Origin of the sequence: Lentzea rhizosphaerae (genome assembly GCF_042649515.1) — a bacterium.
GTDB classification, from domain to species: Bacteria; Actinomycetota; Actinomycetes; order Mycobacteriales; family Pseudonocardiaceae; genus Lentzea; species Lentzea aerocolonigenes.
Genome location: NZ_JBHRZI010000015.1, coordinates 814,038 through 837,960 on the forward strand (window position 1 = coordinate 814,038; position 23,923 = coordinate 837,960).

27 protein-coding genes are annotated in these 23,923 nt (G+C 70.0%); 13 read left to right on the top strand and 14 right to left on the bottom strand.

Annotated elements, in window-relative coordinates; translation table 11 throughout:
- Positions 1-49: 49 nt before the first annotated feature.
- From ACFOWZ_RS20990 to ACFOWZ_RS21000, 3 genes are all read right to left on the bottom strand, one after another.
- Positions 50-661 carry a VOC family protein gene (locus ACFOWZ_RS20990; RefSeq protein WP_382374912.1) on the bottom strand — a complete coding sequence of 204 codons (612 nt, stop codon included), beginning with the start codon at positions 659-661 and terminating at the stop codon, positions 50-52.
- Between the two features lie 51 nt (positions 662-712).
- Positions 713-2,713 (bottom strand): putative bifunctional diguanylate cyclase/phosphodiesterase, encoded by a 2,001-nt coding sequence (locus tag ACFOWZ_RS20995; protein ID WP_382374914.1) that lies wholly within the window; start codon positions 2,711-2,713, stop codon positions 713-715.
- A 72-nt stretch (positions 2,714-2,785) separates the two neighbouring features.
- Positions 2,786-3,127 carry a hypothetical protein gene (locus ACFOWZ_RS21000; RefSeq protein WP_030475304.1) on the bottom strand — a complete coding sequence of 114 codons (342 nt, stop codon included), beginning with the start codon at positions 3,125-3,127 and terminating at the stop codon, positions 2,786-2,788.
- A 381-nt stretch (positions 3,128-3,508) separates the two neighbouring features.
- Here ACFOWZ_RS21000 and ACFOWZ_RS21005 point away from each other — a divergent pair, with 381 nt between their 5' ends.
- Both ACFOWZ_RS21005 and ACFOWZ_RS21010 read left to right on the top strand, forming a co-directional pair.
- A complete protein-coding gene (locus tag ACFOWZ_RS21005) occupies positions 3,509-4,270 on the top strand; it encodes a glycerophosphodiester phosphodiesterase (protein WP_382374917.1) in 762 nt (253 codons plus the stop codon).
- A 54-nt stretch (positions 4,271-4,324) separates the two neighbouring features.
- Positions 4,325-5,731, top strand: a complete 1,407-nt coding sequence (locus ACFOWZ_RS21010) for an MFS transporter (RefSeq protein ID WP_382374919.1) — start codon at positions 4,325-4,327, stop codon at positions 5,729-5,731.
- On the opposite strand, the gene ACFOWZ_RS21015 is transcribed toward ACFOWZ_RS21010, so the two are convergent.
- The 3 genes from ACFOWZ_RS21015 to ACFOWZ_RS21025 are packed head-to-tail and all read right to left on the bottom strand — an operon-like array spanning position 5,694 to position 7,779.
- Entirely contained in the window at positions 5,694-6,578 is an 885-nt protein-coding gene (locus tag ACFOWZ_RS21015; protein ID WP_382374921.1) for a hypothetical protein, read from the bottom strand. The two genes, ACFOWZ_RS21010 and ACFOWZ_RS21015, sit on opposite strands and share 38 nt — an antisense overlap.
- On the bottom strand, positions 6,575-7,435 hold the full coding sequence (locus ACFOWZ_RS21020) for a hypothetical protein (RefSeq protein WP_382374923.1): 861 nt from the start codon (positions 7,433-7,435) through the stop codon (positions 6,575-6,577). The genes ACFOWZ_RS21015 and ACFOWZ_RS21020 overlap by 4 nt, the downstream gene beginning before the upstream one ends.
- On the bottom strand, positions 7,432-7,779 hold the full coding sequence (locus ACFOWZ_RS21025) for a PadR family transcriptional regulator (protein ID WP_308202576.1): 348 nt from the start codon (positions 7,777-7,779) through the stop codon (positions 7,432-7,434). The genes ACFOWZ_RS21020 and ACFOWZ_RS21025 overlap by 4 nt, the downstream gene beginning before the upstream one ends.
- A gap of 425 nt (positions 7,780-8,204) precedes the next feature.
- On the opposite strand from ACFOWZ_RS21025, the gene ACFOWZ_RS21030 reads away from it, so the two are divergent.
- Both ACFOWZ_RS21030 and ACFOWZ_RS21035 read left to right on the top strand, forming a co-directional pair.
- Complete coding sequence (locus ACFOWZ_RS21030; RefSeq protein ID WP_382374926.1) at positions 8,205-8,960, top strand: thymidine kinase; 756 nt, start codon at positions 8,205-8,207, stop codon at positions 8,958-8,960.
- Positions 8,961-9,198: 238 nt separating this feature from the next.
- Complete coding sequence (locus tag ACFOWZ_RS21035; RefSeq protein WP_030466135.1) at positions 9,199-9,543, top strand: RNA polymerase-binding protein RbpA; 345 nt, start codon at positions 9,199-9,201, stop codon at positions 9,541-9,543.
- Positions 9,544-9,613: 70 nt separating this feature from the next.
- On the opposite strand, the gene ACFOWZ_RS21040 is transcribed toward ACFOWZ_RS21035, so the two are convergent.
- On the bottom strand, positions 9,614-10,255 hold the full coding sequence (locus tag ACFOWZ_RS21040) for a TVP38/TMEM64 family protein (protein ID WP_382374929.1): 642 nt from the start codon (positions 10,253-10,255) through the stop codon (positions 9,614-9,616).
- Between the two features lie 30 nt (positions 10,256-10,285).
- Here ACFOWZ_RS21040 and ACFOWZ_RS21045 point away from each other — a divergent pair, with 30 nt between their 5' ends.
- From ACFOWZ_RS21045 to ACFOWZ_RS21055, 3 genes are all read left to right on the top strand, one after another.
- Positions 10,286-11,110, top strand: coding sequence for an aldo/keto reductase (locus ACFOWZ_RS21045; RefSeq protein ID WP_382374931.1), 825 nt, complete (start codon positions 10,286-10,288; stop codon positions 11,108-11,110).
- 8 nt (positions 11,111-11,118) lie between these two features.
- Positions 11,119-11,655 carry a hypothetical protein gene (locus tag ACFOWZ_RS21050; protein WP_382374933.1) on the top strand — a complete coding sequence of 179 codons (537 nt, stop codon included), beginning with the start codon at positions 11,119-11,121 and terminating at the stop codon, positions 11,653-11,655.
- A 143-nt stretch (positions 11,656-11,798) separates the two neighbouring features.
- Positions 11,799-12,224, top strand: a complete 426-nt coding sequence (locus ACFOWZ_RS21055) for an MgtC/SapB family protein (protein ID WP_030466138.1) — start codon at positions 11,799-11,801, stop codon at positions 12,222-12,224.
- On the opposite strand, the gene ACFOWZ_RS21060 is transcribed toward ACFOWZ_RS21055, so the two are convergent.
- Positions 12,221-12,529 (bottom strand): DUF1540 domain-containing protein, encoded by a 309-nt coding sequence (locus ACFOWZ_RS21060; RefSeq protein WP_030466139.1) that lies wholly within the window; start codon positions 12,527-12,529, stop codon positions 12,221-12,223. The two genes, ACFOWZ_RS21055 and ACFOWZ_RS21060, sit on opposite strands and share 4 nt — an antisense overlap.
- 79 nt (positions 12,530-12,608) lie before the next feature.
- The gene (locus tag ACFOWZ_RS21065) at positions 12,609-13,244 is read right to left on the bottom strand and encodes a nucleotidyltransferase domain-containing protein (RefSeq protein ID WP_382374935.1); all 636 of its coding nucleotides are present in this window, start codon (positions 13,242-13,244) and stop codon (positions 12,609-12,611) included.
- Positions 13,245-13,320: 76 nt separating this feature from the next.
- Here ACFOWZ_RS21065 and ACFOWZ_RS21070 point away from each other — a divergent pair, with 76 nt between their 5' ends.
- Positions 13,321-14,097: an alpha/beta fold hydrolase gene (locus tag ACFOWZ_RS21070; RefSeq protein ID WP_382374937.1), complete on the top strand. Its 777-nt coding sequence runs from the start codon at positions 13,321-13,323 to the stop codon at positions 14,095-14,097.
- Here ACFOWZ_RS21070 and ACFOWZ_RS21075 read toward each other — a convergent pair.
- The 5 genes from ACFOWZ_RS21075 to ACFOWZ_RS21095 are packed head-to-tail and all read right to left on the bottom strand — an operon-like array spanning position 14,081 to position 18,427.
- A complete protein-coding gene (locus ACFOWZ_RS21075; protein ID WP_382374939.1) occupies positions 14,081-14,833 on the bottom strand; it encodes a class I SAM-dependent methyltransferase in 753 nt (250 codons plus the stop codon). The genes ACFOWZ_RS21070 and ACFOWZ_RS21075 overlap by 17 nt on opposite strands.
- A gap of 57 nt (positions 14,834-14,890) precedes the next feature.
- Entirely contained in the window at positions 14,891-15,427 is a 537-nt protein-coding gene (locus ACFOWZ_RS21080; protein ID WP_382374941.1) for a hypothetical protein, read from the bottom strand.
- Positions 15,428-15,441: 14 nt separating this feature from the next.
- Positions 15,442-16,611 (bottom strand): ABC transporter permease, encoded by a 1,170-nt coding sequence (locus ACFOWZ_RS21085; RefSeq protein WP_382374943.1) that lies wholly within the window; start codon positions 16,609-16,611, stop codon positions 15,442-15,444.
- The gene (locus tag ACFOWZ_RS21090; RefSeq protein WP_382374945.1) at positions 16,608-17,393 is read right to left on the bottom strand and encodes an ABC transporter ATP-binding protein; all 786 of its coding nucleotides are present in this window, start codon (positions 17,391-17,393) and stop codon (positions 16,608-16,610) included. Before ACFOWZ_RS21090 ends, ACFOWZ_RS21085 begins: the two co-directional genes overlap by 4 nt.
- Positions 17,390-18,427, bottom strand: coding sequence for a peptidoglycan-binding protein (locus ACFOWZ_RS21095; protein ID WP_382374947.1), 1,038 nt, complete (start codon positions 18,425-18,427; stop codon positions 17,390-17,392). Before ACFOWZ_RS21095 ends, ACFOWZ_RS21090 begins: the two co-directional genes overlap by 4 nt.
- 80 nt (positions 18,428-18,507) lie before the next feature.
- Between ACFOWZ_RS21095 and ACFOWZ_RS21100 the strand changes: the two genes are divergently transcribed.
- The 5 genes from ACFOWZ_RS21100 (at position 18,508) to ACFOWZ_RS21120 (ending at position 23,882) form a co-directional block, all read left to right on the top strand.
- Positions 18,508-19,203 (top strand): response regulator transcription factor, encoded by a 696-nt coding sequence (locus tag ACFOWZ_RS21100; protein WP_382374949.1) that lies wholly within the window; start codon positions 18,508-18,510, stop codon positions 19,201-19,203.
- On the top strand, positions 19,193-20,890 hold the full coding sequence (locus tag ACFOWZ_RS21105) for a HAMP domain-containing sensor histidine kinase (RefSeq protein ID WP_382374951.1): 1,698 nt from the start codon (positions 19,193-19,195) through the stop codon (positions 20,888-20,890). The genes ACFOWZ_RS21100 and ACFOWZ_RS21105 overlap by 11 nt, the downstream gene beginning before the upstream one ends.
- A 34-nt stretch (positions 20,891-20,924) precedes the next feature.
- A complete protein-coding gene (locus ACFOWZ_RS21110) occupies positions 20,925-21,716 on the top strand; it encodes a glycoside hydrolase family 20 zincin-like fold domain-containing protein (RefSeq protein ID WP_382374953.1) in 792 nt (263 codons plus the stop codon).
- 289 nt (positions 21,717-22,005) lie between these two features.
- A complete protein-coding gene (locus tag ACFOWZ_RS21115) occupies positions 22,006-22,653 on the top strand; it encodes a response regulator transcription factor (protein WP_382375115.1) in 648 nt (215 codons plus the stop codon).
- Positions 22,650-23,882: a sensor histidine kinase gene (locus ACFOWZ_RS21120; RefSeq protein ID WP_382374955.1), complete on the top strand. Its 1,233-nt coding sequence runs from the start codon at positions 22,650-22,652 to the stop codon at positions 23,880-23,882. The genes ACFOWZ_RS21115 and ACFOWZ_RS21120 overlap by 4 nt, the downstream gene beginning before the upstream one ends.
- Positions 23,883-23,923: the final 41 nt, after the last annotated feature.

The following is a 23,923-nucleotide window of genomic DNA, read 5'->3' on the forward strand; positions in this document are numbered from 1 at the left end:
GCCAAAAAATATATCCGGTCGGCCGAGGCGCTCTACTTCGATACCTGCGCTAGCTGGCAGCCCACGTCCCGCCCCAGCCCTTCGGCTGCTCCAGCAACACGCACGCACCACCGTGCGGACCCTCGATCGACGCGATCCGTCCCGTTGGCACGGTCGCCGGCTCCAGCAGCACACGACCGTCCAACTCGGACACCCGCGCACACGCGGCCTCCAGGTCGTCCACCGCGAAGTACACCTGCCAGCCCGACGCCCGATCCGTCGTCAGACGACCCGCCACCGGGCGCGGATCACCGTGCCGCGACGACGTGAACAACACGAAGTCCTCGACACCGGGCCGCACCTCCCAGCCCAGCTCCCCCACCCAGTACTCGTCCTCGGGCTCCGCGGTCATCAACTCCACCCAGCACGGCTCACCAGCACGCGGCGCCGGAGCCCACGGACCGTGCAGCACCCTGCCGGTGTCCACAGAGGAATTGATCTTCAGCTCCCGCGGCCCGTCACCACCGAAGAACACACGCCAACCCTGTTCTCCCGCAACGACTCCGGCCACGAGTCTGTCACCCACCCAGCCCGAGAAAGACCCGCCCGGCTCCGCTATCACCGTCCAACCGAGCACACCGGCGAAGAAGTCCACCGACAGCTCAGGCTCGGCAACACTCAACTCAAGACGACGCAAACCACAAGACGACACGGGCATCCCATCGGGCGGTGATCAGGAGCGCGCACCATCCTCTGCTCCGACCACCCGAGACGACAATGCGCCATTCGGCGGCATGCGCTCCGCGCTCACCACGTCACGCAACGGCACCGGCCGGCCCAGGTGAAAACCCTGCCCGACCCGCACGCCCAGCCCCCGCAACACCTCGACCTGCGACGGCCGCTCCACCCACTCCGCCACCGCGGACAAACCCAGCCCGTTCGCGATCTGCACGATCCCCGACACCAGCACCGCGTCCGCGTCGTTGGTCTCGATGCCCTTCACGAACTCACCGTCGATCTTGATCCCAGTGATCGGCAGGTGCTTCAGGTGCACGAACGACCCGAACCCCGAACCGAAGTCGTCCAACGTGATCCGGCACCCGAAACTGCGCAGCTGCGTCGCCAGCGTCACCGCCGCGTCCAGGTTCGTCACCGCCGCCGTCTCCGTGATCTCCAACCCCAACCGGCCGGGCGCCACCCCCGCCGACCCCAGCTTGTCCAGCACGAAGTTCCCGAAGTCCGGATCCTCCAACGTCCGGCCCGACACGTTCACGTTGAACCGCAACCGCGAATCCGGCTCCGCCACCAACGCGTCGATCGCCGTCGACAACACCCACCGGTCGACGTCCAGGATCAGGTTCGACCGCTCCGCCACCGGCAGGAAGTCAGCAGGCCCCAGATACGGCTCCTGCCCGTCCTCCAACCGCAACAACAACTCGTGCCCCAGCGTCTGCCCCGACGACAGCTCCACCATCGGCATCCCGTACAACGCCAGCCCGCCACCCGCCAGCGCCGACCGCAACCGGTCCAGCACACTGACCCGCTTCACCGTGTCCGCGTAGTGGTTCGGCTCGTACACCGTCACCCGGTCCCGGCCCGCCGCCTTCGACGCGTACAACGCCAGGTCCGCGTTCGCCAGCACCAGCTCCCACGAATCCCCCGGACCGAACTCCGCCAACCCCGTCGACACCGTGATCCGCGCCGGCGTACCGATCCCCGCCAGCGGAAAACCCGCCACGGCCTCCTTCAGGTTGTCCGCCACCTCCGACGCGTCCTTCAACGACGCACCCGGCAACACCACCGCGAACTCGTCCCCGCCCAGACGCGCGATCAACCGATCACCCAGACGGGACTGCAACGCCGACGCCAGCATCCGCATCACCCGGTCACCCACCGCGTGACCCCGCAGATCGTTGACGTCCTTGAAGTTGTCCAGATCCAGCACCAGCAACGCACCAGAACCGTTGTTCGCGAGCTCCTTCTCCAACGCCCGCGTCAACGCACGCCGGTTCGGCAACCCCGTCAACGGGTCCTGCTCGGCCATCCGCACCAGCTCGTCGTGCACCCGCGACGACTGCGTCACGTCGTGCGCCGTCCCCAACGCACGCAACGGCGTCCCGTCGTCCCCCACGACGACCTCACCGAAACACTCGAACACCCGCTCCGCACCGTCCGGACGCAACATCCGGTGCGTGTACGTGAACACCGACCCCGTCTTCAACGCCGCGTCCAGCGTCTCCTCGATCATCGGCAGGTCGTCCGGGTGCACCAGCCGCGAGTACAGCTCGAAGTCGAACGCCGTCCCCGGCTCGAACCCGAACATCTCCAGCAACGTGTCCGACCACGTCACCCGGTCCTCGGAGATCGACCACTCCCACGTCCCCATGCGCCCCAGCGCCTGAGCCCGCCGCAGCGCGTCCGCCTCCTGGGTCACCGTCAGCTCGCGATCACGCCACGCCGACACGTCCACGACCTCGTACATCAGGTCGTCACCCAGACGTGAACACCGCACCTCGAGCCACTTCGGACCCGGCGCCAGCACCTCCCGCGTCGGAGCAGGCCCCTCGGGCACACCCGGCAGCAGCGCGGGCAACGACCGCCCGTACGCCTGCTCGACCGGAACCCCCAGCACAGCACCCAAAGCGCGGTTGCACCACAACAGGTTCCCGCGCGCGTCCGTCACGGCATAGCCGACATCCGCTCGGTCCAGCACCGTGCGGCAGTAGGAGGTCACGCGCGTCATGATCGTCCGATCACCGGACGTAAGCAACCCGCTACGCCGGTCAGTTCGCAACTTCACGAACGGCTACCGCAGCCGCTCCAAACCCTTCGCCGACTCCACCAGCTCCGCCGCCAGCTTCCTCAGCTCCTCGTTCTCCGCACCGTCCTGCGCCGCGGTCACCACGTCCTCCGCGGCACACCGCAGCTGGAACAACCTGTCCTGCAGGTCCGCCAGCTCCGCGGTGGACAACACCACCGCGTCCTCCGGAAGGCCACCGCGCTGCAGCGCCGCCCGGCGTTCGTAAGCCCGCTGACGACACGGCTGTGCGCAGTACCGCCTCGGCCGGCCGATCCGCCCACTCCCCGGCAACCTCCGCCCGCACCACGCACAGTGCCTGGGCTCATCCGCCTCCATGGAGCGCTCCATGGCGCGCGACGGTAGCGAACTGCGGCGGTTGACCTCCAGCGACGCGCCAGAAAGCCCGACCTTCGTAGGGAACCGGACACTACCCGCACGGCGATTGCTGTTCGTTTCGGGTGGGGTTTGGTCGCGTTGAGTCGGTTGATGACGTTGCGGCTGCTTCGATTGATCGGTTTTCAACGACTTCTCCCTGGCGCGGCTCCGGATCCACTTCGATGGCCGGAGGGCTCCCCTGGTTCCGTGGCGTTGTTGACTTACGACTGTTCTGTGGACGGGACGACCGATAGGTCTGATTTCAGGTGACACTGAAGCAATAGAGGACAAGAAGAAAGTGTCACGCCACCCACTGTCCACCCCGGAGCCACTCCCGGAAGGCACACTCAGGAGGTGACCCACCCGTACCTCGCAGGCCCGCGCCCCCGAGCCTTCGCCCACCGCGGCTGGCACGTCGACGACCTCACCGGCATGGAGAACTCCCTCAGCTCGTTCCGCCGAGCCGTCCAGGAGGGCTACCGCTACATCGAGACCGACGTCCACGCCACCGCCGACGGCGAGGTCGTGGTCCACCACGACCACACGCTCGACCGCACCACCGACGGCCAAGGACGCGTCGCCGACCTGCCGTGGACCGAGGTCCGGAACGCCCGCATCGGCGGACGCGAACCCATCACCCGCCTCGCCGACGTCCTCGAAGAACTCCCCGACACGTTCTTCAACATCGACGTCAAGGCCGACAACGCCGTCGAACCGATCATCACCCTGCTGCGCAAGGCCAAGTCCCTGCACCGCGTCTGCCTCGCCAGCTTCTCCGACAACCGCCTCGCCCGCCTGCGCCGCGGCGGCGGACCCGGCCTGCTCACCTCCATGGGCCCCCGCTCCGCCGGCGCCCTCTGGGCCGCCGGACGCATCCCGTTCGCCGGACTCGCCGTCCGCGGCCAGGTCGCCCAGGTACCCGTCAACCAGGGACGCCTCAAGATCGTCGACGGGAAGTTCGTCCAGGCCGCCCACCGCCGCGACCTCGAAGTGCACGTGTGGACGATCGACGACGAAGCCGACATGCGCGCCCTGCTCGACCTCGGCGTCGACGGACTCGTCACCGACAGACCCGACGTCCTGCGCGAAGTGCTCCGCTCGCGCGGCAACTGGTAACAGGTTGGGCAGTCGATCATCGGCCGTGTCGGCGGACAAGTACAGTCCGCCGACATGAAGGTCAAGGGCGACGACGCCGCCGACGCCAACACCGCCCGCCGCCGCGAACAGCGCGGCTGGGTCTGGTACGACGTGGCGAACTCCGTGTTCCCCACGTCCGTGGTCACAGTCTTCTTCTCGATCTACCTGACGGACATCGCGATGAACGCCGCCAAGGCCGACACCGCGCTCAACGGGGCCGGCCCCTGCCCCGGCGACAACGCGTTCGACCACTGCACCGTCACGTTCCTCGGGCTCCACTTCCCCGCCGGCTCGCTGTGGGGCTACCTGCTCTCCCTCGCCACGGTGATCCAGGTCGTCGTTCTGCCGGTCATGGGCGCCATCGCCGACCGCACCCAGAACAAGAAGAAGATGCTCGCCTTCTTCGCCTTCACCGGCTCCGCGGCCACCATCACGCTCGCGACCGTGACCGGCACCAACTGGACACTCGGCGTACTGCTCTTCGTCATCGCCAACATCTGCTACGGCGCCAGCGTCGTCGTCTACTACGCCTTCCTGCCCGAGATCGCCGCACCCGACGAACGCGACGGCGTCTCCAGCCGCGGCTGGGCCTACGGCTACCTCGGCGGCGGCATCGCCCTCGCGATCCAGCTCGGCATCACCCTGTCCGCCGAACCCCTCGGCATCACCAAAGGCGACGCCGCGCGCATCGCGTTCGTCATCTCCGGCCTCTGGTGGGCGGCCTTCACGTTCATCCCGCTCACCCGCCTCACCGAGCACCAGTCACCCCACGGCCGCGAACACGGCGCCTCGGTGATCTCCGCGGGCTTCAAGGAGCTCGGCGCCACCCTCAAGCAGGCCAAGGCCTTCCCGCTCACGCTCGCGTTCCTCGGCACCTACCTGATCTACACCGACGGCATCGCGACCGTCGCGAACGTCTCCGCCCAGTACGGCAAGATCGAGCTCAAGTTCGAGCAGGAAACCCTGATCACGGTCATCCTGATCGTCCAGTTCGTCGCGTTCATCGGCGGCCTGCTGCACGGCTTCGTCGCCAAGCGCGTCGGCGCCAAGAAGACGATCCTCGGCTCGCTGCTCGTGTGGATCGTCGTGATCACCGCCGCGTTCTTCGTCGAGGCAGGCGACGAGATGCAGTTCTACCTCGTCGCCGCGGGCATCGGCATCGTGCTCGGCGGCACGAACGCCTTGTCCCGCAGCCTGTTCAGCCAGATGGTGCCGCCCGGCCGCGAGGCGCAGTACTTCTCGCTCTACGAGGTCGGCGAACGCTCCACCAGCTGGCTCGGCCCGCTCGTGTTCGCCGGCGTCGGCCAGGCCACCGGCAGCCTGCGCCCCGCCATCCTCGCCCTGATCATCTTCTTCGTCGCCGGCTTCGTCCTGCTGATCTTCGTGCCGGTGCGCCGCGCCATCAAGGCCGTCGGGAACGAAGAACCCGCTCTCGTGTGACCCGTCCGACCGGCGCGGCGGCGCTGACCAACCACAGCGCCGCCGCCACCACGAACACCACGCGCAGCTCCGCCGGACCACGCACGCCCGTGACGACGACGTCCGGCAGGAACGACAACGCGAAAATCGACAACGCACGCCCCAACGCCGGTGCGCTACTCACGTACGCATAGACGCGCACGGCGAGCACCACCACCGGCAGCACGACCGGGTTGAACCCCCACACGAGCAGTTCTGCGGCACCCACGAGCACCGCTCCCCCACACCACCACAGCACCGACCTCGACGGCATCGGCGCCTCACGGTGAAAACCCAGGCACAGAGCCACGAACGCCATCAGCGTCGGCAGCTGCCACAGCACGCTCGCAGCCCCCGCCGGACCGGGATCCGTCACCGCGTTGACCACCCACGGCACCAACGCCGCACCGGCCACCACCTTCGCCCACGTCCGATGGCCGCGCATCAGCAGTGCGATCACCACGACCGGACTGAAGTTCGCCAGCACCGCTGTCCACTGCGGCGCCTCGCCCGTGCCGAACATGATCTCGCCGTAGACGACGTGGACCACGTTCTTGAGGCCCAGCAACAACCCCAGCACACCGAGCCACCGCGCGACCTCCCCCAGCCGCACGGCGTTCGAAGGGGCACCGGACGCCGCGAACCGCGTGCGGATCGCCAGCGCCAGCATCGCCCCCGTCTCGCCCCACCCCGGCCAGCTGTGCTCCAGGTCGAGCTCGTCCGTCCGGTCGGCCAGGAACAGGCCGACCATCTCCTCCTCGCGGTCCTCCCGGTACCACCGCGGCAGAACCTTCAGCAGCAGTCGGTACCGGCGCTCCAGGTTGCTCACGACGCGCGCAACCGACGCACCGGCGCCACCGCACTGATCACCAGCAACACCGCCAGCACGAGCGCGATCCCGAACACCTCTCCCCCAGCCAGCAGGAACGCGAGCGGCGCCAGCTCCAGCACCGCGAACACCGACAACGCCCGCCCCAGCACGAAGTCGCCGCGCACGAACGCCACCACCCGCAGCACCACCACGACCACCGGCACCACGAACGACCCCAGCCCGACCCCGCCGAGCACCCCGACCAGCAGCGCTCCCCCACCCCACCACGCGAGCCTGCGCACGGGAGGCGTGGGCGCCTCACGGTGAAAACCGAGACACAGAGCCACGAACGTCACCAGCGACGGCAGCTGGAACAGCAACCACGACCCGATGTGCGGCCCGACCACGACAACGGCAGGAAGCGCGGCGGCCAGCGCCGCGAGCTTCGCCGTCGTCCGTTTCTTCGCCAGCAGCGCCACGAACGCGACGATCGGCGCCACGTCGAAGACCCGCAGCCAGGTGAGCCCGCCGACGATCTCCGGGTGCTGGTACGCGTAGACCATGCTCGTGATCGACGCACCCGCGTAGAACACGCCGAGCAACAGCCCGATCATGCCCAACGCGCGCACGATCTCGCCCCGCCACGCGACCTTCATCGGCACGTTGGTGAGCGCCGCCCCGGCCGCCAGATGCGTGCGCACGGCAAGCCCCAGCACCGCCCCGGCCTCGCCCCACCCCGGCCAGCTGTGCTCCAGATCCAGCTCGTCGGTCCGGTCGGCCAGGAAGATCCCGACCATCTCCTCCTCGCGGTCCTGCCGGTACCACCGCGGCAGAACCTTCAGCAGCACCCGGTACCGGCGCTCCAAGTTGCTCACGCGTTGTTCGCCCATGCTTGGACGCCCCTCCCCCTCAACACCGCAGAAGCCGCCCGCACGTTCGCGCTCAGCCTCGCGACCTCCGCCTGCAACGCCCGCACACCGGAGTCGGTGAGCTTGTAGTAACGCCGAAGCCGGCCCTGGTGCACCTCTTCACGGTCGCGCTCGGCGAACCCGTCGGCCACCAACCGGTCCAGGACCCCGTAGAGCGTGCCGACCCGCAGCACCGTGCGCCCCTCGGACAGCTGCTCGACCGCCTGGACGATCGCGTAGCCGTGCAGCGGCTCCTCCGCGAGGGCGGTGAGCACGAGGAACGTCTGCTCGGACATGACTCGACCACTCATGTCGCTGAATATATCGCGCGGCGAGCTATATCGGGAAGCAGGATACTTCGAGAGGGTCCACAGACGGCTCCGGCAGCGCCTGCCGGAGCCGCGGGATGGATCGAGCCACGGGGGCGGCTGGCGGAGCGAAGGTCCTCGTTCACGCGCGGTCAGCGTGCCGGGGTGCCGATGTCCGGCGTGCGAGTCTCCCCCTCTTGGCGAAGTGGGTGAACGTGCTTTTGGGGGCTCAAGCACCCATGTGAGGGATTAACTTCAGTCAACACTGAAGCTATCAATCAACCCGAATCGAGAAGATGTTTCGACAACCTGCGCAGCGGCTATGCACACCCGACAGCGGCGCGACCGACGTGAAGGACAGAGCGATGGGCGGGGACATTCCGTGGGGATTCCTCATGATCGGGATCCAGGCACTAGGGTGACCCGCCGTGGACGCCCTTCCCGATCCGACAGATGCCCTCTCCGCTGTACCTGTCGCGGGTTCCCGACGAACGACGCCGGTGGTGGGCCACCTCAAGTTCTTCTTCGGCCCCATGGACTGCGGCAAGTCGACGCTCGCGCTGCAGATCGACCACAACAACTCCCGGCAGGGTCGCCGCGGGTTGTTGCTGGTGCGGCACGACAGGTCGGGCCGGCCACAGATCTCGAGCCGCATCGGCATCACGCGGGAGGCCGCGGAGATCCGCGACGACGATCTCCGCCGACTGGTCCGCGCGGAGTGGGCCGAGGGCCGGAGGGTCGACTACCTGATCGTCGACGAGGCGCAGTTCCTCTCCCCCGATCAGGTGGAACAGCTGGCGGAGCTCGCGGACGACGTTCAGGTCGACGTCTACTGCTTCGGGCTCGCCACGGACTTCCGCGGCGAGATGTTCCCCGGCTCGCAGCGGCTGTTCGAGCTGGCGGACGAGCTCAAGGCCATCCAGGTCGAGGTTCTGTGCTGGTGCGGGGTGCCGGGACGGTTCAACGCGCGGGTGCGGGCCGGACGGGTGATTCGCGCTGGAGACACCGTTCTCGTCGCCGACACGGTTTCGGACACGGAACAGCACCGATCGGGTACAGAGAGCAACGGTGTAACCGAGACCACGGAAACTACTGTGCGTTATCAGGTGCTCTGCAGGCGTCACTTCCGGTTGGGCGACCTAGGCCCTGACGTCGCACAAAGTGGCCAGCTGCGCTTGGCCTAGGCGGTTACCCACAGGGTTGGCTAGGCCATTAGAGTGATGCGTGAGCGCAGGAGCTTGATAACGCGTCACGATCCTGTGGCGATCGCATCCATTAGTAGGAAGCCTTCGTTGACGAGTGAACGACGTCACTGTGGGCGACCATGAGAGCGAGCCGGAAACAAACGGAGCAATCCGGGCGTTGCACACGGTGAGCAAGAAGCCTGGGCCCCGGCCCTGAGCCGAGCGAAAGGACACCGCCATGGCCGACCGCGTTTTGCGTGGAAGCCGGCTCGGAGCAGTCAGCTACGAGACCGACCGCAATCACGATCTCGCTCCGCGCCGGGCAGCGCGGTACGCCTGCCCCAAGGGACACGACTTCGAGGTCCCGTTCTCCGACGACGCCGAGTTGCCGCCGACCTGGGAATGCCGTCTCCACGGCACCGAGTCGAAGATCATCGATGGTGTCGAGCCGGAGGTGAAGAAGGTCAAGCCGCCGCGCACGCACTGGGACATGCTCCTGGAGCGCCGGTCGATCCCCGAGCTCGAGGAGCTGCTCGACGAGCGACTCGAAGAGCTTCGCGGACGCCGCACCCGCACGGCCTGATCTCTTCGCGGAGAAGATCACACACGCTTCAAGCCGTCCCGGTCTCCCGCCGGGGCGGCTTTTCGCGCGTCTAGGAGGCCCGTGCAACCCCTGTGATCAAGTTCCGGCCCCACCACACCCCGACGGCCGCCAGCACGGCCCAGATCGACAACGCGGCGATCGAGCGGGGCGACCCGAGATCGCTCAGCGCGTCCCCCAGCACCGCCGCGAGCACCGTCGACGGCACCAGCCCCAGCGCCGTGCCCGCCGCGAAGTGCCTGCCCTTGACCGACGTGACGCCCGCCCCGTAGTTGGCGAGCGTGAACGGCACGACCGGCAGCAGCCTGATCACGAGCGTCGCCTCGACGCCCTTGCGCGCGAAGACCTGTTCGAGAACGTGCAGCCGCTCCCCCAACCAGCCCTCGACCGCGGCCCGTCCGAGCCTGCGCGCGATCGTGAACGCGATCATCGCCCCGGCCGTGAACCCGGCGATCGCCAGCACGCTCCCCCACCCGACGCCGAACAGCAACCCGGCCGCCGTCGCGAGCACCGGCTTGGGGAAGAACACCGCCGTCCCGAGCGCGCACACCGCGGCGAAGACCAGCGGAGCCGCACCGCCCGCCTTGCCGACCTCGTCGCGGAGCACCGCGCCGTCGGGGATCTCGGCGAACTGGGCGAGCACGGCCAACGCGACGACGAGCAGCACCAGCAGGATCAGGCCTCCGCGTCGCATCACACCAACGTACCCGGCAAGCTGGGGTGCATGACTGTCGCGCTGCCGTCCGGCTCGACCATCCCCGCGCTCGGCATGGGCACGTGGATGATGGCCGAGAGCCCTGCCCGCCGCGCCTCCGAGATCGCCGCCCTGCGCGAGGGCCTCGACCTGGGTCTGACGCTGATCGACACCGCGGAGATGTACGCGAACGGCGCCGCCGAGTCGCTCGTCGGCGAGGCGATCGCGGGACGGCGTTCCGAGGTGTTCCTCGTGTCGAAGGTGCTGCCGTCCAACGCTTCCGCGTCCGGCACGGTGCGCGCGTGCGAGGCGAGCCTGCGCCGCCTGGGCACCGATCACCTCGACCTGTACCTGCTGCACTGGCGGGGCAGCGTGCCGCTCGCCCAGACCGTGGAGGCGTTCGCGGGGCTGCAGGAAGCGGGCAAGATCCGGCACTGGGGCGTCAGCAACCTGGACCTGGACGACATGCGCGAGCTCACGGCGTTGCCCGGCCACTGCCAGACCAACCAGATCCTCTACAACCTCTCGCGCCGCGGCCCGGAACACGACCTGCTGCCGTGGCACGCGTCGGCAGGCATCCCGGTCATGGCCTACTCCCCCGTCGAACAGGGTCGGCTGCTGGACTCGCCGGCGCTGGCATCGGTGGCGGCCCGGCACGACGCCACACCCGCTCAGGTGGCGCTGGCGTGGGTGCTGCGGCTGCCGCACGTGAACGCGATCCCCAAGGCGGGCACGGTGGAGCACGTGCGGGAGAACGCGGCGGCGCTGTCGTTGCGGCTGACCGACGAGGACTTCGCCCAGCTGGATGGCGCGTTTCCGCCTCCGGAGGGGCCGGGGCCGCTCGAGATGCTTTAGTTCCGGACGTGAGCTGGGGAGAGATCGAGAACTGGGTTCGTCAGAACGCACCTGCGTTGCACGCGGCTTTCCTGCCGCCCGCGGACGTCCGGATCGCGGGGCTGCCACCGGACCTGGCGGCCTGGTGGCAGGTCTTCGGCGGGGTGAATCGGGCGGCGCTGCAGGACGACAGCCCGCTCATCCCGGTGTACTGGCATCCGCTCGGCCCTGACGCCGCGCTCCGGCAGCGGGAGACCTGCCTGCGCACGCACGCTGGCTGGTCGCCGGAGTGGCTGCCCATCGCCGCCGACTGCTTCGGTGAGGAGGACGTGCTCTTCGTCGATCTTCGCGAAGGCCTGACGCACGGGAACGTCGTGATGTACGAACACGGTCACGGTCGCTACTCCGGACCGGAGTGGACGAGCGTGGCCGCGATGCTCGAGCACGTCCTGCAGATGCTCCGGAACAACACCGACCCCGTCTACCGGCTCCTCGTGTTCGAGGACGGCCACATCGACTGGGACGTGCGTCCCACTCTCACGCCGGACTCACGCCCGCTCCGCTAACGTGGACAGGTCTTGCCAACCAGACACAGGAAGCGAGGTGAGCGACACATGCCAGGCGACAGTAGCCCGCGCAGGTCATTTCACCTCGCACGCTCGAGTTCTGGCGTGTGACGCACACCCCTGCACACAAGGGGAGTCACACGATGCACGTCTTCGACATGACGCTGCGCATTGCCGAGAGCATGGGCCTCGGCGCGTTGATCGGTTTTGAGCGGCAGTACCGCTCGCGCATGGCAGGCCTGCGGACCAACGCCCTCGTGGCGGTGGGGGCGGCGCTGTTCGTTCTGCTGTCCGCACAGGGTTTCGACGGCCAGGGCGACCCCACGCGGGTCGCGGCACAGGTCGTGTCCGGCATCGGTTTTCTCGGCGCGGGCGTGATCCTGCGCGACGGGTTGTCGGTGCGCGGGCTCAACACCGCGGCCACGCTGTGGTGCGCGGCCGCGGTGGGCTCACTGGCCGGTGCCGGCCTGCACGTCGTCGCGGCGGCCGGCACGGTGGCGATCATCGCGGTCAACGTCGGTCTGCGGGAGCTGGGCCGGGCCGTGGACCGCAAGGACGAGGAGGTCTAACGCGGCTGGTACGTCAGACAGTTCGCGTGGTGGTCGCCCTCGCCCTGGCCGACGCGCACGCTCTGCGCCGTGCACTCCAGCGACGAGTTGTGCACGCAGTCCGTGCGGGAACAGGCGCCCACCTGCGCGATGACCTTGTCCAGGCCGCCCTTGGTGCCCAGCGGGATGAAGGTGCCGCAGTCGGCGGCCCCGTTGTCGCCGCGCACGGTGATCGCGAAGGCGTGGCAGCCGTCGTGGTTGTAGGAGCAGTCGCTCACGGTGCAATCGTGGACGGCGGGCATCGCCGGGTTCTCGAGGGTGGTCATGTCCGCTCCTGCCGTGGTGGAAAGGTTCGGGTGATTCGGACGATGCCACCACGGCAGAAGGCCCGCAATTCGAAAGGAATTAGGCGAGCCTATCCTTTTCGAAATCAGGAAATGTCATTTCCGGCAGCCGGTCGAGCCACGGATGCGTGCCGCAGGTGAGGGCGATCGCCTCGGCCAGCCATCGTCGTTGCGCGGCGCTGAGCAGCGGCAACACCGCGGCGAAGTCCGCTTCGTCCTTCGCGCGCGGCGCCGCGGCCTTGTGGAGGAGCTGGATCTCCGGCGCCAGGTGCGGAATGCCGGACGGGGTGACGTGAGTGAGCGTGGCGACTGGACGCCGCACACGTGGGTCACGCCGGAAAATCCACTCCTCGCCGTCGGATTCGTCGAGCATCACCTGGACTCGCCAGCGCTCGGAACCGGCCGGGCGGCACCAGACGTCCTGCACCCGCACGGGCAGGATCTCGCCGGGCCGCCACGGACGCAGCTCTCCCGGCGGGTCGGCCGCCCACCACTCCCAGCCGGTGAGCGCTCGTTGCGCGGTGAGCTGGTCGCGGCGCAGCAACGCCACGTCGATGTCGGAATGCGGGCGCAACGGGCGACCGGCAGCCAGTTCGATCGCGTGGCCGCCCGCGATCCACCAGGACGTCGCGGAGAACAGCTCCGCGACCTCGGACGGGGTCGACGGGTCCCACGGGAGTTCGATCAGCTGTCGCATCCCGGCAGGCTGTTGCGCACCGCGCGAGCGGCGGCTCATGATCCACTCGACGGAAACGACGACTGGGGTGCACAGCATGGCGACGATGACGACGGGTGACGGGCAGCTGGTGTCCTACGTGGACCACGGTGGTGACGGCCCGGCGGTCGTGCTGCTGCACAGCTTCCTGATGGACGTGACGATGTGGGCGCCGCAGGTCGCCGCGTTCGGGCAGCGGTACCGGCTGATCGCGATCGACGAGCGCGGCCACGGTGAGACGCCGGTGAACGCGCCGTTCGACTACTGGGACGTCGCCCGCGACGCGCTCGCGGTGCTGGACCACCTCGGCATCGACCGGGCTGCTGTCGTCGGCACGAGCCAGGGCGGGTTCGTGGCGCTGCGGATGGCTTTGCTGGCAGCGGAACGGGTCACGGCGCTCGCGGTGCTCGGGACGTCCGGGGAGGCGGAGGACGAGCAGATCGCCGCCGCGTACGACCAGCTCGCCGAGGTGTGGATCGCGCAGGGGCCCGAGACGGTGGTCGACGCGACCGCCAAGATCTGCCTGGGTGACTACGACGCGTCGGAGTGGACGCCGAAGTGGAGTGCGGTCGAGCCCGAGCGGCTGCGGTTGATCGCGAACGCGCTCACCCGTCGCGACGGTGTGCTCGACCGGGTCGGGGAGATCACCACGCCCGTGCTCGTGCTGCACGGCACGGCCGACCTCGCCTACCCCGTCGCGAAGGCCGAGGCGCTGGTGGCGGCGTTGCCCAAGGCCGAACTGGTGCTGGTCGAGGACGGCGCGCACTTCCTGAGCCTCACGCACGCCGCCGACGTGAACCCCCACCTGGAGCGGTTCCTCAGCGCGAACCTCTGACGGCCCAGGCCCTCGCGGTGAGTTCGATCGGGCCCGCCTGGGGCAGCCGGGAGCGGAGCAGGTCGCGGATGGCGCCGCGCTGCTCCGCCGGCAGGGTCGCGGCGTAGGCGGGCGCGGCGCCGGTGCCGCCTTCGAAGGGGTTCCAGAAGTCGTCGAAGTCGCGGAACACCGTGGGCACGACGATGGCGCGGGCCTCGACGTCGCGCAGACCGGCGTCGCGCCAGAACATGCGCAGCGGATCGGGGGCGCTCACCTCGCCGAAGCGCAGTCCCTCGTCCTCGGACGCCGCGGCGGGGTCGACGTCCTTCGCCGCGTCCCAGAACAGCCGCATCATCTGCATGCCGCTCGTGTAGTCCCACAGGTACGACCCGACGTACGCCCCAACGCGCGCGAACTCCGCGACCGCGCGGGGCACGTCGGGCACGAACGTGAGCACCAGGCCGCTGACCACGACGTCGACGGCCCGGTCGCCGAGGTCCATCGCGTTGCCGAGCTCGAACGTCGCGCCGGACACCCGCTGCCGGGCCAGTTCCAGGAAGGCCGCCGACGGGTCGACTCCGGTGACCGACGCCGGTTCGGCGTGGGCCAGCACCGTTTCGCTCAGCGCGCCCGTGCCGCAGCCGACGTCGAGCCACGTCCGGCCGGGCGGTACGTCCAGCCATTTCAGGAACTCCACCGCGACCGGCCGGCTCCACCGGCCCACGTAGCGCTCGTACGCGTCACCGCCGTCCCACATGCCTGGAAAGCTAGCGGGCGTGCCCCGAGCCCGCCTCGCGAGACAAGCGCGAGCTGATCACTTCTTGGACGAGGCGATCTCGCACTCCTTCACGTGCTCCAGCCCGAGCGTGATCGACGCCGCGTCGTTGTTGGGGCCGCCGAACGCGTAGCCGACGGCCTCGGCGCCGGGTTCGTTGTGCACCTCGACGTAGCGGACGCCCTTCTCCCGCAGGCACTGCACGACTCGGGCGGCGAAGTCGAGCGCGTCCGGGTTGTTGACGTCCTTCTCCCACGGGGGAAGCGGGTCCTTCGACTCGCAGGCCTTCACCGCCTTGTCGACGTCTCCCCTGATCGGCGGCGAACCGGCCTGGGCCGAGGTCACCTGGCCCTTCTTGTCCAGGCCGAACTGCCCCATGCACCGGTCGTAGGCGTTGTAGAGGGCGTCGAGGTCCTCCGGCGACATGTCGAGGCGCTCGCGGGGACGTTGTTCCTGCGCGGCCGACGACGGGGCCGAGTTGCTCGGCGGCGTTGAGATCGACGCGACCTGGGGCTGGTCCGCGGGCTTGGAGCAGGCGGCCAGGAGCAGCAGCAGAGCCAGTGCGGGTTTCTTCATCGGAGTCCTTTTCGTCACGCGGAGAGCGCCTGCGTCGGGGTGAGCCGCGCGGCGCGGATGGAGGGGTAGAGGCCCGCGGCGGCGCCCACGACGAACGCGGCGAGCACACCGGAGGCGAGGATCGGCAGCGGGATGACCAGCGGCCAGCGGTGCAGGGTCGCGTAGCCGGCGACGCCGGCCGCCCCCAGCGCCGTGCCCACCAGGCCTCCCAGGCCGGACAACAGGACCGCCTCGGTGAGGAACTGGACGCGGATCTGGCCTCGGGTGGCGCCCAGCGCCCGGCGCAGGCCGATCTCGCTGCGGCGTTCGAGCACGGAGATCACCATGGTGTTCGCCACGCCGACGCCGCCCACCAGCAGCGCCACGCCCGCGAGGCCGAGGAACAGGGCGCTGTAGGCGTTCTGGGTCGCGCGCTTGGCCGCCAGCGCGTCGGACGGACGGCTCACCTGCACCAGACCGGGGACCTCGCCGTACAGGGTGGCGGGCAGGACCGCGCGGACGTCCTCGATGGACTCCTCGCGGGCCTTCACGTACACGACGGTCGGGTGGCCGTCGAAGCCCAGCTGGGTGCGCGCGGCGTCCCAGCCGACCAGGACCGAGCGTTCGAGGTCGGGGGCGAGCGGCATCGGGCCGAGCACGCCGGTCACGGTGAACCAGCGCTCCCCCACGTACACCGCAGGCCGCTCGCCGACGTCGGGGATGCCGAGCCGTTGCGCGGCCACGTTGCCGAGCACGACCGACGGGAAGTCGGGGCGGGACAGGAACTCCCCGCTCTGGACGTGGCCGTTGACCGTCTCCAGCAGACCGGGGGTGGCGGCGAGGACGGTGATGTCCGAGCTGTGGCCGGGGTCGAGCAGGTCGTTGCGGCGGACGCGGACGTGGGTGTTGGCCACGGCCGCGGCGGCGGTCACCGGGCCGATGCGCCCGACCATCGCGACGGAGGATTCCGGCAACCGCACCGGGTTCTCCTGCCGCTGGGTCGGCTGGGCGCGCAGCAGGTTGGTGCCGAGCGCGGTCAGCTCGTCCAGCAGCGCCTGCTGGCTGGAGGCGGGGATGCCCGTGACCACGACGACGGTGGCGATGCCCAACGCGATGCCCAGGGCCGAGAGGGCGGCCCGGAGTCTGCGGGTGCGGATGCCGAGGGAGCCCAGGGCGAGGAGGTCGGCGAAGGAGAGGCGGTTCACCGGGCGCTCCTGGGGCGGGGGAACCGGAGCGTGGGTGCGGCGGTGGGGTCGACGGCGGACGGATCGCTTCGCCGCTCGCCCCTCACGTCCACCACAGTCCGTTCACCAGCGACCCCCGTGTCCGCCACGATCCGCCCGTCCCGCAACTCCACCTGCCGCGGCAACGACGCCGCGATCTCGCGATCGTGCGTGATCAACGCGATCGTGGTGCCCTGATCGTTCAGCTCCCGCAGCAGCTCCAGCACCGCACGTCCGTTCGCGGTGTCGAGCGCCCCGGTCGGTTCGTCGGCCAGCACGAGCGACGGGTTGTTCACCACCGCGCGGGCTATCGCGACGCGCTGCTTCTCCCCTCCCGACAGCTGCGGCGGGCGGTGGTCGGTGCGGTGGCCGAGGCCCACGCGGTGCAGCGCCTCCACGGCCAGTGCGCGCCGGTCCTTGCGGCGCACGCCGGCGTAGAGCAGGCCGGTGGCGACGTTGTCCGTGGCGGTCAGGCCGTCGGAGAGGTGGAACTGCTGGAAGACGAACCCGAGCCTGCTGCCGCGCAACGCCGACAGCCGGCGGTCCGACAGCGACGAGACGTCCTGGCCGTCGATCTCCACGGTGCCGGACGACGGGAGGTCGAGCGTGCCGACGAGGTGCAGCAGGGTCGACTTGCCGGAGCCGGACGGGCCGACGATCGCGAGCAGTTCCCCCGCGCCGACCTGCAGGGAGACGTCGTTCAGAGCCGTGACGCCGCCGGGGTAGGTCTTGGTCACCGAGCGCAGCGCGAGCACCGGGGTCATTGCGCCGTCACCACTTCCAGGCCGTCGGAGATGCCGTCGCCGGAGATCTCGACCTTGTCCTGCGAGTACAGGCCCGTCTTCACGGCCTTCAAGCCGCCGCCGGGCAGCTGCACGGCGTAGCCGCCTTCCTTCAACGCGATCAGCGCCGCGAGCGGGACGGTCAGCACACCGGTCCGGCTCTCGGTCGTGACCTTCAGCCGCACCGGTGCGGTGTCCAGGTCGCCGACGTCGGCGGGGTTGTCCGGGGTGACGACGACGTCGATCTTCTCTCCGGGGCTGTTCTCCTGCGCGGACGCAGTGGTGACCGACGTGACCTTGCCGGGCACCTCGCGGCTGTCCGGACGCACGACCGTCACCGGCAGGCCCGCCTTCAGCACGCCGGCCTCGTTCACCGGCACCTGGGCGGTGACCAGGCGGGTCGTCGGCGTGATCTCGAACAGCTCCTCGGCGGCGGGCGCGCCGAGCTGGGCCTTCACCGACGCCACGCGCATCGGCCGTTCCAGCACCAGCACGCGGCCGGGTGCCAGCGCGCCGCTCTGCTCCACGCCCAGCGCCTTCTGCCACTTCTTCAGCGCCTCGACCACGCGCGGGGTGAACTCGGCCTTCGAGACGTCGCCGGGCCTGGTGCCGACCTGGTAGCCGAGTGCGGCGAGGTTGTCCATCACCACGGCGACGTCCGAGCCCTTGAGTCCCGGTGCGTCGAGGGCGCGGAACAGCGGCGTCGCGCCGAAGAACACGACCACCGGCTGGTCGTCCACCCGGTACAGCTCCTTGCCGAGCTCCGTAACCTGGCCGACCGCGGGCAGCTTCGTGACGGTTCCCGTGCCTCCTTTGACCGGGCGGGCGGCGCCGAAGCCGAGGTTGGCTTGCAGCAGGCGGGTGTTCGCGAGGTCTCCTTTCCGCACGGTCGTGGTCTTCACCGCGGGTGGTGGTGCCGCCGCCGGCTCCGGCGGTCTGCCGCGCACGACCAGCACGACGACGGCGGTGGCGACCACGACGACGAGCAGCGTGGCCGCGATGACTGTCCTGCGCATGCCGTGGATCTTCGAAGGCGGTTGTGAGGATCCTGTGACGAACCGGTGATCACGCCGAGGGCGTTTCTATGATCGCCCCCGTGAGCGCTCTCATCCTGGTCGCGGAGGACGACGAGAACCAGGCCGAACTCGTCCGGCGCTACCTGGAGCAGGACCACCACCGGGTGCTCGTGGTGCACGACGGCCGCAACGCGCTCGACGTGGTCCGCATCCACCAGCCCGAGCTCGTCGTGCTCGACCTGATGCTGCCGGGCCTGGGCGGCCTGGACGTCTGCCGTGCGTTGCGCACGGACTCCGACGTGCTGGTGCTGATGCTCACCGCGCGGTCCACCGAGGACGACCTGCTGCACGGGCTGGGGATCGGCGCCGACGACTACATGACCAAGCCGTTCAGCCCCCGCGAACTCGTGGCACGAGTGCGGACGTTGCTGCGGCGACGCCCGGCCGCACGTCCGGTGCCGTCGCTGCGGGTCGGGCCGATCGTGGTGGACCCGGTGCGGCACGAGGTGACGGTGCGCGGCGAGCCGATCGAGTGCACGCCGGGCGAGTTCGGGCTGCTGGAGGTGCTCGCGTCCCAGGTGGACCGGGTGTTCACCCGCGAGCAGCTGCTGGAACGCATGCACGGCTTCGACAGCTTCCTGACCACCCGCACGATCGACACGCACGTGAAGAACCTGCGCCGCAAGATCGAGACCAACACCCGCACACCCGAGCACCTGGTCACCGTGTACGGCATCGGCTACAAGCTCACCGCCGGACGCCGCGATGCGCCGTAGCGTCTTCACCCGCCTGCTCGTCGTCGTGGTGCTGATCGCGGTCTGCTCGATCGCCGCGACCGCCTGGCTCGCCACCCTGCTCACCACCGCCTCCATCGCGCGCGAACAGGGCAGGGAGCTCGCCTCGGACAACCGGATCTACGCGACGCTGCTCGCCTACGCGGCCGGGCACCGCGACTGGTCCGAAGTGGACGCCTACGTGTCGTCGCTGATGTCGGAGCACCCCGGCCGCCGGATGGTCCTGGTGACCAAGGACGGCCGCACGATCTCCGACCGCGGCGGCGACGGCGGCCAGCTGCCCGCGACGGCCTCGGCGGTGGTCGACCCGCTGGCGGTCGACCCGGTGCTGGTGCCGGACGCGCCCGCCGACCGGATCGACAAGCGGGTGCTGGGGCCGTTCCGCACGCCGATCGACTTCCGCGACCGCGAGGACCGCACCGGAACGCTGATCTGCCTGCGGTTCGTCAAGCGCAAGGAGATCGGGGTGGACTGCAGGGACTCGCAGCTGCCGTTCGACACGGCCGCCGACTTCTACGCGTTGCTCGACCTGGAGAACCTGGTCAACGCCTGCCTCACGCGCAAATCGCTGCCGCCGGTCGAGCTCGACCCCGACTACACCCCCGCAGCCAAGCAGACCACCGGCCTGCCGGTCCCCGACGAGCCCGCCGTCGCCGCCTGCGTCACGGCGTCGCGCAAGGAGCAGCTGGCGCCGTACGTGGCCCCGCCGGTCCTGCTCTACCTCACCAACCCCTCCGGCACGCCGACCACCGCGATCTCGTTGTCCGGCAACGGCTGGCCGGTCGCCGGTGCCGCGGCCGCCGTGCTGCTGGCCGCGGTCGGGGTGGCGGCGTTCGCGGGAGCCCGCATCACCCGGCCGCTGCGGGCGCTGACCGCCGCCGCGCAGCACATGTCCGGAGGCAGCGACATCCCACCGGTTCCCGTACGCGGCCAGGACGAGATCGCGGGCCTGACCAGGGCGTTCAACACGATGGCCGCCAACAGGGCGCAGCTGGAGCAGGCGCGCAAGGCCATGGTCAGCGACGTCGCGCACGAGCTGCGCACGCCGTTGAGCAACATCCGGGGCTGGCTGGAGGCGGCCGAGGACGGCGTGAGCGACCTCGACCCCGCGCTGATCACGTTGCTGCTCAAGGAAGCGCTCGTGCTGCAACACGTCGTCGACGACCTGCAGGACCTTGCCGTGGCCGACGCCGGCGCGTTGCGGCTCACCGTCGAACCGCTGCCGGTGGCGGGCACCCTGGAGCAGGTCCGGGCGGCGCACGAGGCACGGGCGGCGCAGGCGGGCGTCACGTTGTCGGTGACGGCGGACCCTTCACTCGTCGTCCGCGCTGACGCGGTGCGGCTGCGGCAGATCCTCGACAACCTCGTCGCGAACGCCCTGCGCTACGTACCTTCCGGCGGGTCCGTGACGGTCAGCGCGTCCGCCGGGGACGGCGAGGTCGTGATCGCGGTCGCGGACACCGGGACCGGCATCGCGCAGGAGGACCTGCCGCACGTGTTCGACCGGTTCTGGCGCGCGGACCGCTCGCGCAGCCGCAGCACCGGAGGCAGCGGGCTGGGTCTCGCGATCGTCCGCAAGCTCGTCGAGGCGCACGGCGGCACCGTCGGTGTGACCAGCACAACAGGCCTGGGCACCACGTTCACCCTCCGGTTGCCGGAACTCACCTGATACTGCCAGCGTTAGTCCGCTGGAGAGGAAACCGGTGATTGTTCCCATGCCCACGAGCGCGCCCCGTCGCACGGGCTCGTTCGTCCTGACCGAAGACGTCGCGGTCCGCGTGACCGGACAGGCCCGCACCGCGGCCGCGATGCTGCGCGACCACGTCTTCAACCAGACCGGATACCTGCTCGCCGAGTCGCCGGACGGCATGCTCATGGTGTCGCACGACCCGGCGATGCGCGGCCTCGGTCCGGAGGGCTACGCGCTGCTGGTCAGCAACGACGCGGTGATGCTCCGCGCGGGCACCCAGGCAGGACTGCGGCACGGCGTGCAGTCGTTCCGGCAGCTGATGACCCGCGACGGCACGGTCCGCGCGGCCGACCTGCGGGACTCCCCCGCGTTCGCCTGGCGCGGGGTGTCGAGCGCCCTGCTGCCCGCGCCGGAGATGCGCAAGGCCATCGACAGGATGGCCGCCTACAAGCTCAACGTCCTGCACGTCTTCCCCGAGGGCGATCCGGAGGCCCTGCGCGACCTCGTCGAGTACGGCCGCGATCACGGCATCACGGTGGTGCCGGAGCTCAGCCCGGCGACGATCGAGCTGCTCGACCTCTTCCCCAGCCGGTGGGTGCACATCGGCAGCGCCAAGCTGACCACGAAGTTCGCCGACCTCCTGCAACGGCACGGCCGCCTGCCGGTGCGCTGGCACGACGGCAACGCCGACGTGCTGGGCCCGCACGGACGGCTCGCCGAGGGCGACGACGGGCTGCGCGCGGTCGCGACCGCGGGCTGGGTGGGTGGCCTGCCGACCGGTGCCGCCGTGGCTCCCGCCTGGTAGCTGTTCACACCTGTGGCGTGCCCGCAGGTCAGGCTGGGCCCGTGATTTCCCTGTTTACCGTTGAATTACCGGCCCGGCGGTGCGCCTGCTGCTCAGGCGTCCGCCGAATGACGCATCAACCGGTTCCCCGCGGCTGAGATCCCGCTGCTGAACGCCTGGTGATCACGTTTGCGAACCGCTGTCCGTTGGCTGTTGGCCCACTTCGGGGAGCTGGCCGGGCCCGGTGATCACGTGCCATCGTGATGACGTGCGGGGGACCTCGAAGTTCCGGCCTGTGCAGCAGTTCCGGTTGTTGCTCGTGGAGGACGACCGGGAGCTGGTGGAGTTGCTCGCCGCAGCGTTGCGCGGCGAGGGGTACGCGGTGGACGTCGCGCTGGATGGGCAACGCGGGCTGCACCTCGCGCTCACCCGGCCCTACGACGTGGTCGTGATCGATCGCGGGCTGCCGGTGCTCGACGGGCTGGACCTGTTGTCCCGGTTGCGATCCCGGTCCGTGCGAACCCAGGCGCTGGTGCTCACCGCGATGGGTTCGGTGCACGACCGCATCGACGGCCTGGACGCCGGCGCGGACGACTACCTGGTCAAGCCGTTCGACCTGGGCGAGCTGACCGCGCGGTTGCGGGCGTTGTGCCGCAGGGCCGCGGAACTGGCCGCCGTGTTGCGGATCGGCGCCGGCCGTCTGGAGCTCGAACAGCACCAGGTCGTGCTGCCCGACGGCTCGACGGTCCCGCTCACCTCCAGGGAGTTCGCGCTGCTGCGGGTGCTCGCCACCCATCCCGACACCGTGCACACGCGGGCGGCGCTGCGGCGGACGGTGTTCCACGACGCGTATTCACCGTCCATTGTGGACACTTACGTGCACTACCTGCGGTCCAAGGTCGGACGGACCGTCGTGCACACGGTTCAGGGAGTCGGCTACCGGTTGGGGGCCCTGTGAGGACGTGGGCCGAGGCGGAACGCGCGGAGGTGCGGCGGGCGCGGCTGCGGGTCAGCGTGCTCGTGGGGCTGGCGATCACGCTGATGATCGCGTTCGTCGGCGGGATCGCCTACGTGGTCATGGTGCACGCGCAGGAGACACAGGTGGCGCGCGAGCTGCGGTACAACGCCCGCTACGGCGTGCCGGACGTCGCTCCTCGTTGCGCGTGGGTGTTCACGCTCCGGGACGGGGTGCTCGACGAGGGCACGCTGAAGGTGCCGGACGGTTTCCCGCTGCGCGCGGACCTCGACGCCGTGCGCTCGACGGGTGCGGCTGTTTCGCGTGACGTCTCCGCGAACGGCACCTCGTACATGGTGCTCACGGCGGCGGGGTCGGATAACGCGGTGGTGCAGGCGGTGTTCGACATGCGCTACCTGCTGGCCGACCGGTGGCACCTGCTGCTCGCGCTCGGCATCGCCCAGGTGGCAGGCCTGATCGCGGCCGCGTTGATCGGCCTCGGCGTGAGCCGCCGCGCCGTGGGCCCGCTGGCGGAAGCGCTGGCCAGGCAACGACGGTTCGTCACGGACGCGAGCCACGAGCTGCGCACCCCGATCGCCCGCGCGTACCTGCGGGCCCAGCTGCTGGCCGCGGACCTGCCCGAGGACCAGCGGGGCGACCTAGACGCGCTGGCCAGGTCGATCCGCGGGCTGGCGGACGTGGTGGACGACCTGCTGCTGTCGGCTCAGCTGTCCCAGGGGTCTGCCGGGGCGCCGGTGGATCTGGCCGCGATCGCTTCGGCTGCAGTGGTGGGTGAGACCGAGCGGGCCGTCGAGCGGCGGATCTCGCTGGATCTTGAGGATGGTGGCGGGCCGGTGGTGGTCGTGGGGGTTGAGACGGCGTTGCGGCGGGCGGTGGACGAGTTGCTGGCGAACGCGGTGCGCCACACGCCGGAGGGTGGGCGGATCGCGGTGCGGCTGCGGGCCGGTGCCGGGTGGGTGGAGCTGGAGGTGGCCGACACCGGGTCCGGGTTCGAGCAGTCCGAGGCGGAGAGGCTGTTCGAGCGGTTCCAGCGCGGGGCCCAGGGGCGGTTCGGGGTGGGGCTCGCGTTGGTGCGGGAGATCGTGGCCGGGCACGGGGGGACGGTTCGGGCCGTGGGGCATCCGGGGCGAGGGGCTCGGTTCATCTTGCGGTTGCCGGTGGCGGGGCGTGGCTTGGTGAGGCGGGAGAGGATCGGGTCGGGCTGCTCGTGAGGGCGGGTGATCGACCGTGTCTGCAAGTACCACCAACTCGC

What these genes read in the sequence shown, in the direction of transcription:
- ACFOWZ_RS21080 (WP_382374941.1), bottom strand. Translation starts at nt 15,427, where the DNA reads ATGAAGAAACCCGCACTGGCTCTGCTGCTGCTCCTGGCCGCCTGCTCC.
- ACFOWZ_RS21040 (WP_382374929.1), bottom strand. Translation starts at nt 10,255, where the DNA reads ATGCGACGCGGAGGCCTGATCCTGCTGGTGCTGCTCGTCGTCGCGTTG.
- ACFOWZ_RS21090 (WP_382374945.1), bottom strand. Translation starts at nt 17,393, where the DNA reads ATGACCCCGGTGCTCGCGCTGCGCTCGGTGACCAAGACCTACCCCGGC.
- ACFOWZ_RS21075 (WP_382374939.1), bottom strand. Translation starts at nt 14,833, where the DNA reads ATGTGGGACGGCGGTGACGCGTACGAGCGCTACGTGGGCCGGTGGAGC.
- ACFOWZ_RS21105 (WP_382374951.1), top strand. Translation starts at nt 19,193, where the DNA reads ATGCGCCGTAGCGTCTTCACCCGCCTGCTCGTCGTCGTGGTGCTGATC.
- ACFOWZ_RS21010 (WP_382374919.1), top strand. Translation starts at nt 4,325, where the DNA reads ATGAAGGTCAAGGGCGACGACGCCGCCGACGCCAACACCGCCCGCCGC.
- ACFOWZ_RS21055 (WP_030466138.1), top strand. Translation starts at nt 11,799, where the DNA reads ATGCACGTCTTCGACATGACGCTGCGCATTGCCGAGAGCATGGGCCTC.
- ACFOWZ_RS21065 (WP_382374935.1), bottom strand. Translation starts at nt 13,244, where the DNA reads ATGCGACAGCTGATCGAACTCCCGTGGGACCCGTCGACCCCGTCCGAG.
- ACFOWZ_RS21095 (WP_382374947.1), bottom strand. Translation starts at nt 18,427, where the DNA reads ATGCGCAGGACAGTCATCGCGGCCACGCTGCTCGTCGTCGTGGTCGCC.
- ACFOWZ_RS21035 (WP_030466135.1), top strand. Translation starts at nt 9,199, where the DNA reads ATGGCCGACCGCGTTTTGCGTGGAAGCCGGCTCGGAGCAGTCAGCTAC.
- ACFOWZ_RS21070 (WP_382374937.1), top strand. Translation starts at nt 13,321, where the DNA reads ATGGCGACGATGACGACGGGTGACGGGCAGCTGGTGTCCTACGTGGAC.
- ACFOWZ_RS21000 (WP_030475304.1), bottom strand. Translation starts at nt 3,127, where the DNA reads ATGGAGCGCTCCATGGAGGCGGATGAGCCCAGGCACTGTGCGTGGTGC.
- ACFOWZ_RS21045 (WP_382374931.1), top strand. Translation starts at nt 10,286, where the DNA reads ATGACTGTCGCGCTGCCGTCCGGCTCGACCATCCCCGCGCTCGGCATG.
- ACFOWZ_RS21060 (WP_030466139.1), bottom strand. Translation starts at nt 12,529, where the DNA reads ATGACCACCCTCGAGAACCCGGCGATGCCCGCCGTCCACGATTGCACC.
- ACFOWZ_RS21025 (WP_308202576.1), bottom strand. Translation starts at nt 7,779, where the DNA reads ATGAGTGGTCGAGTCATGTCCGAGCAGACGTTCCTCGTGCTCACCGCC.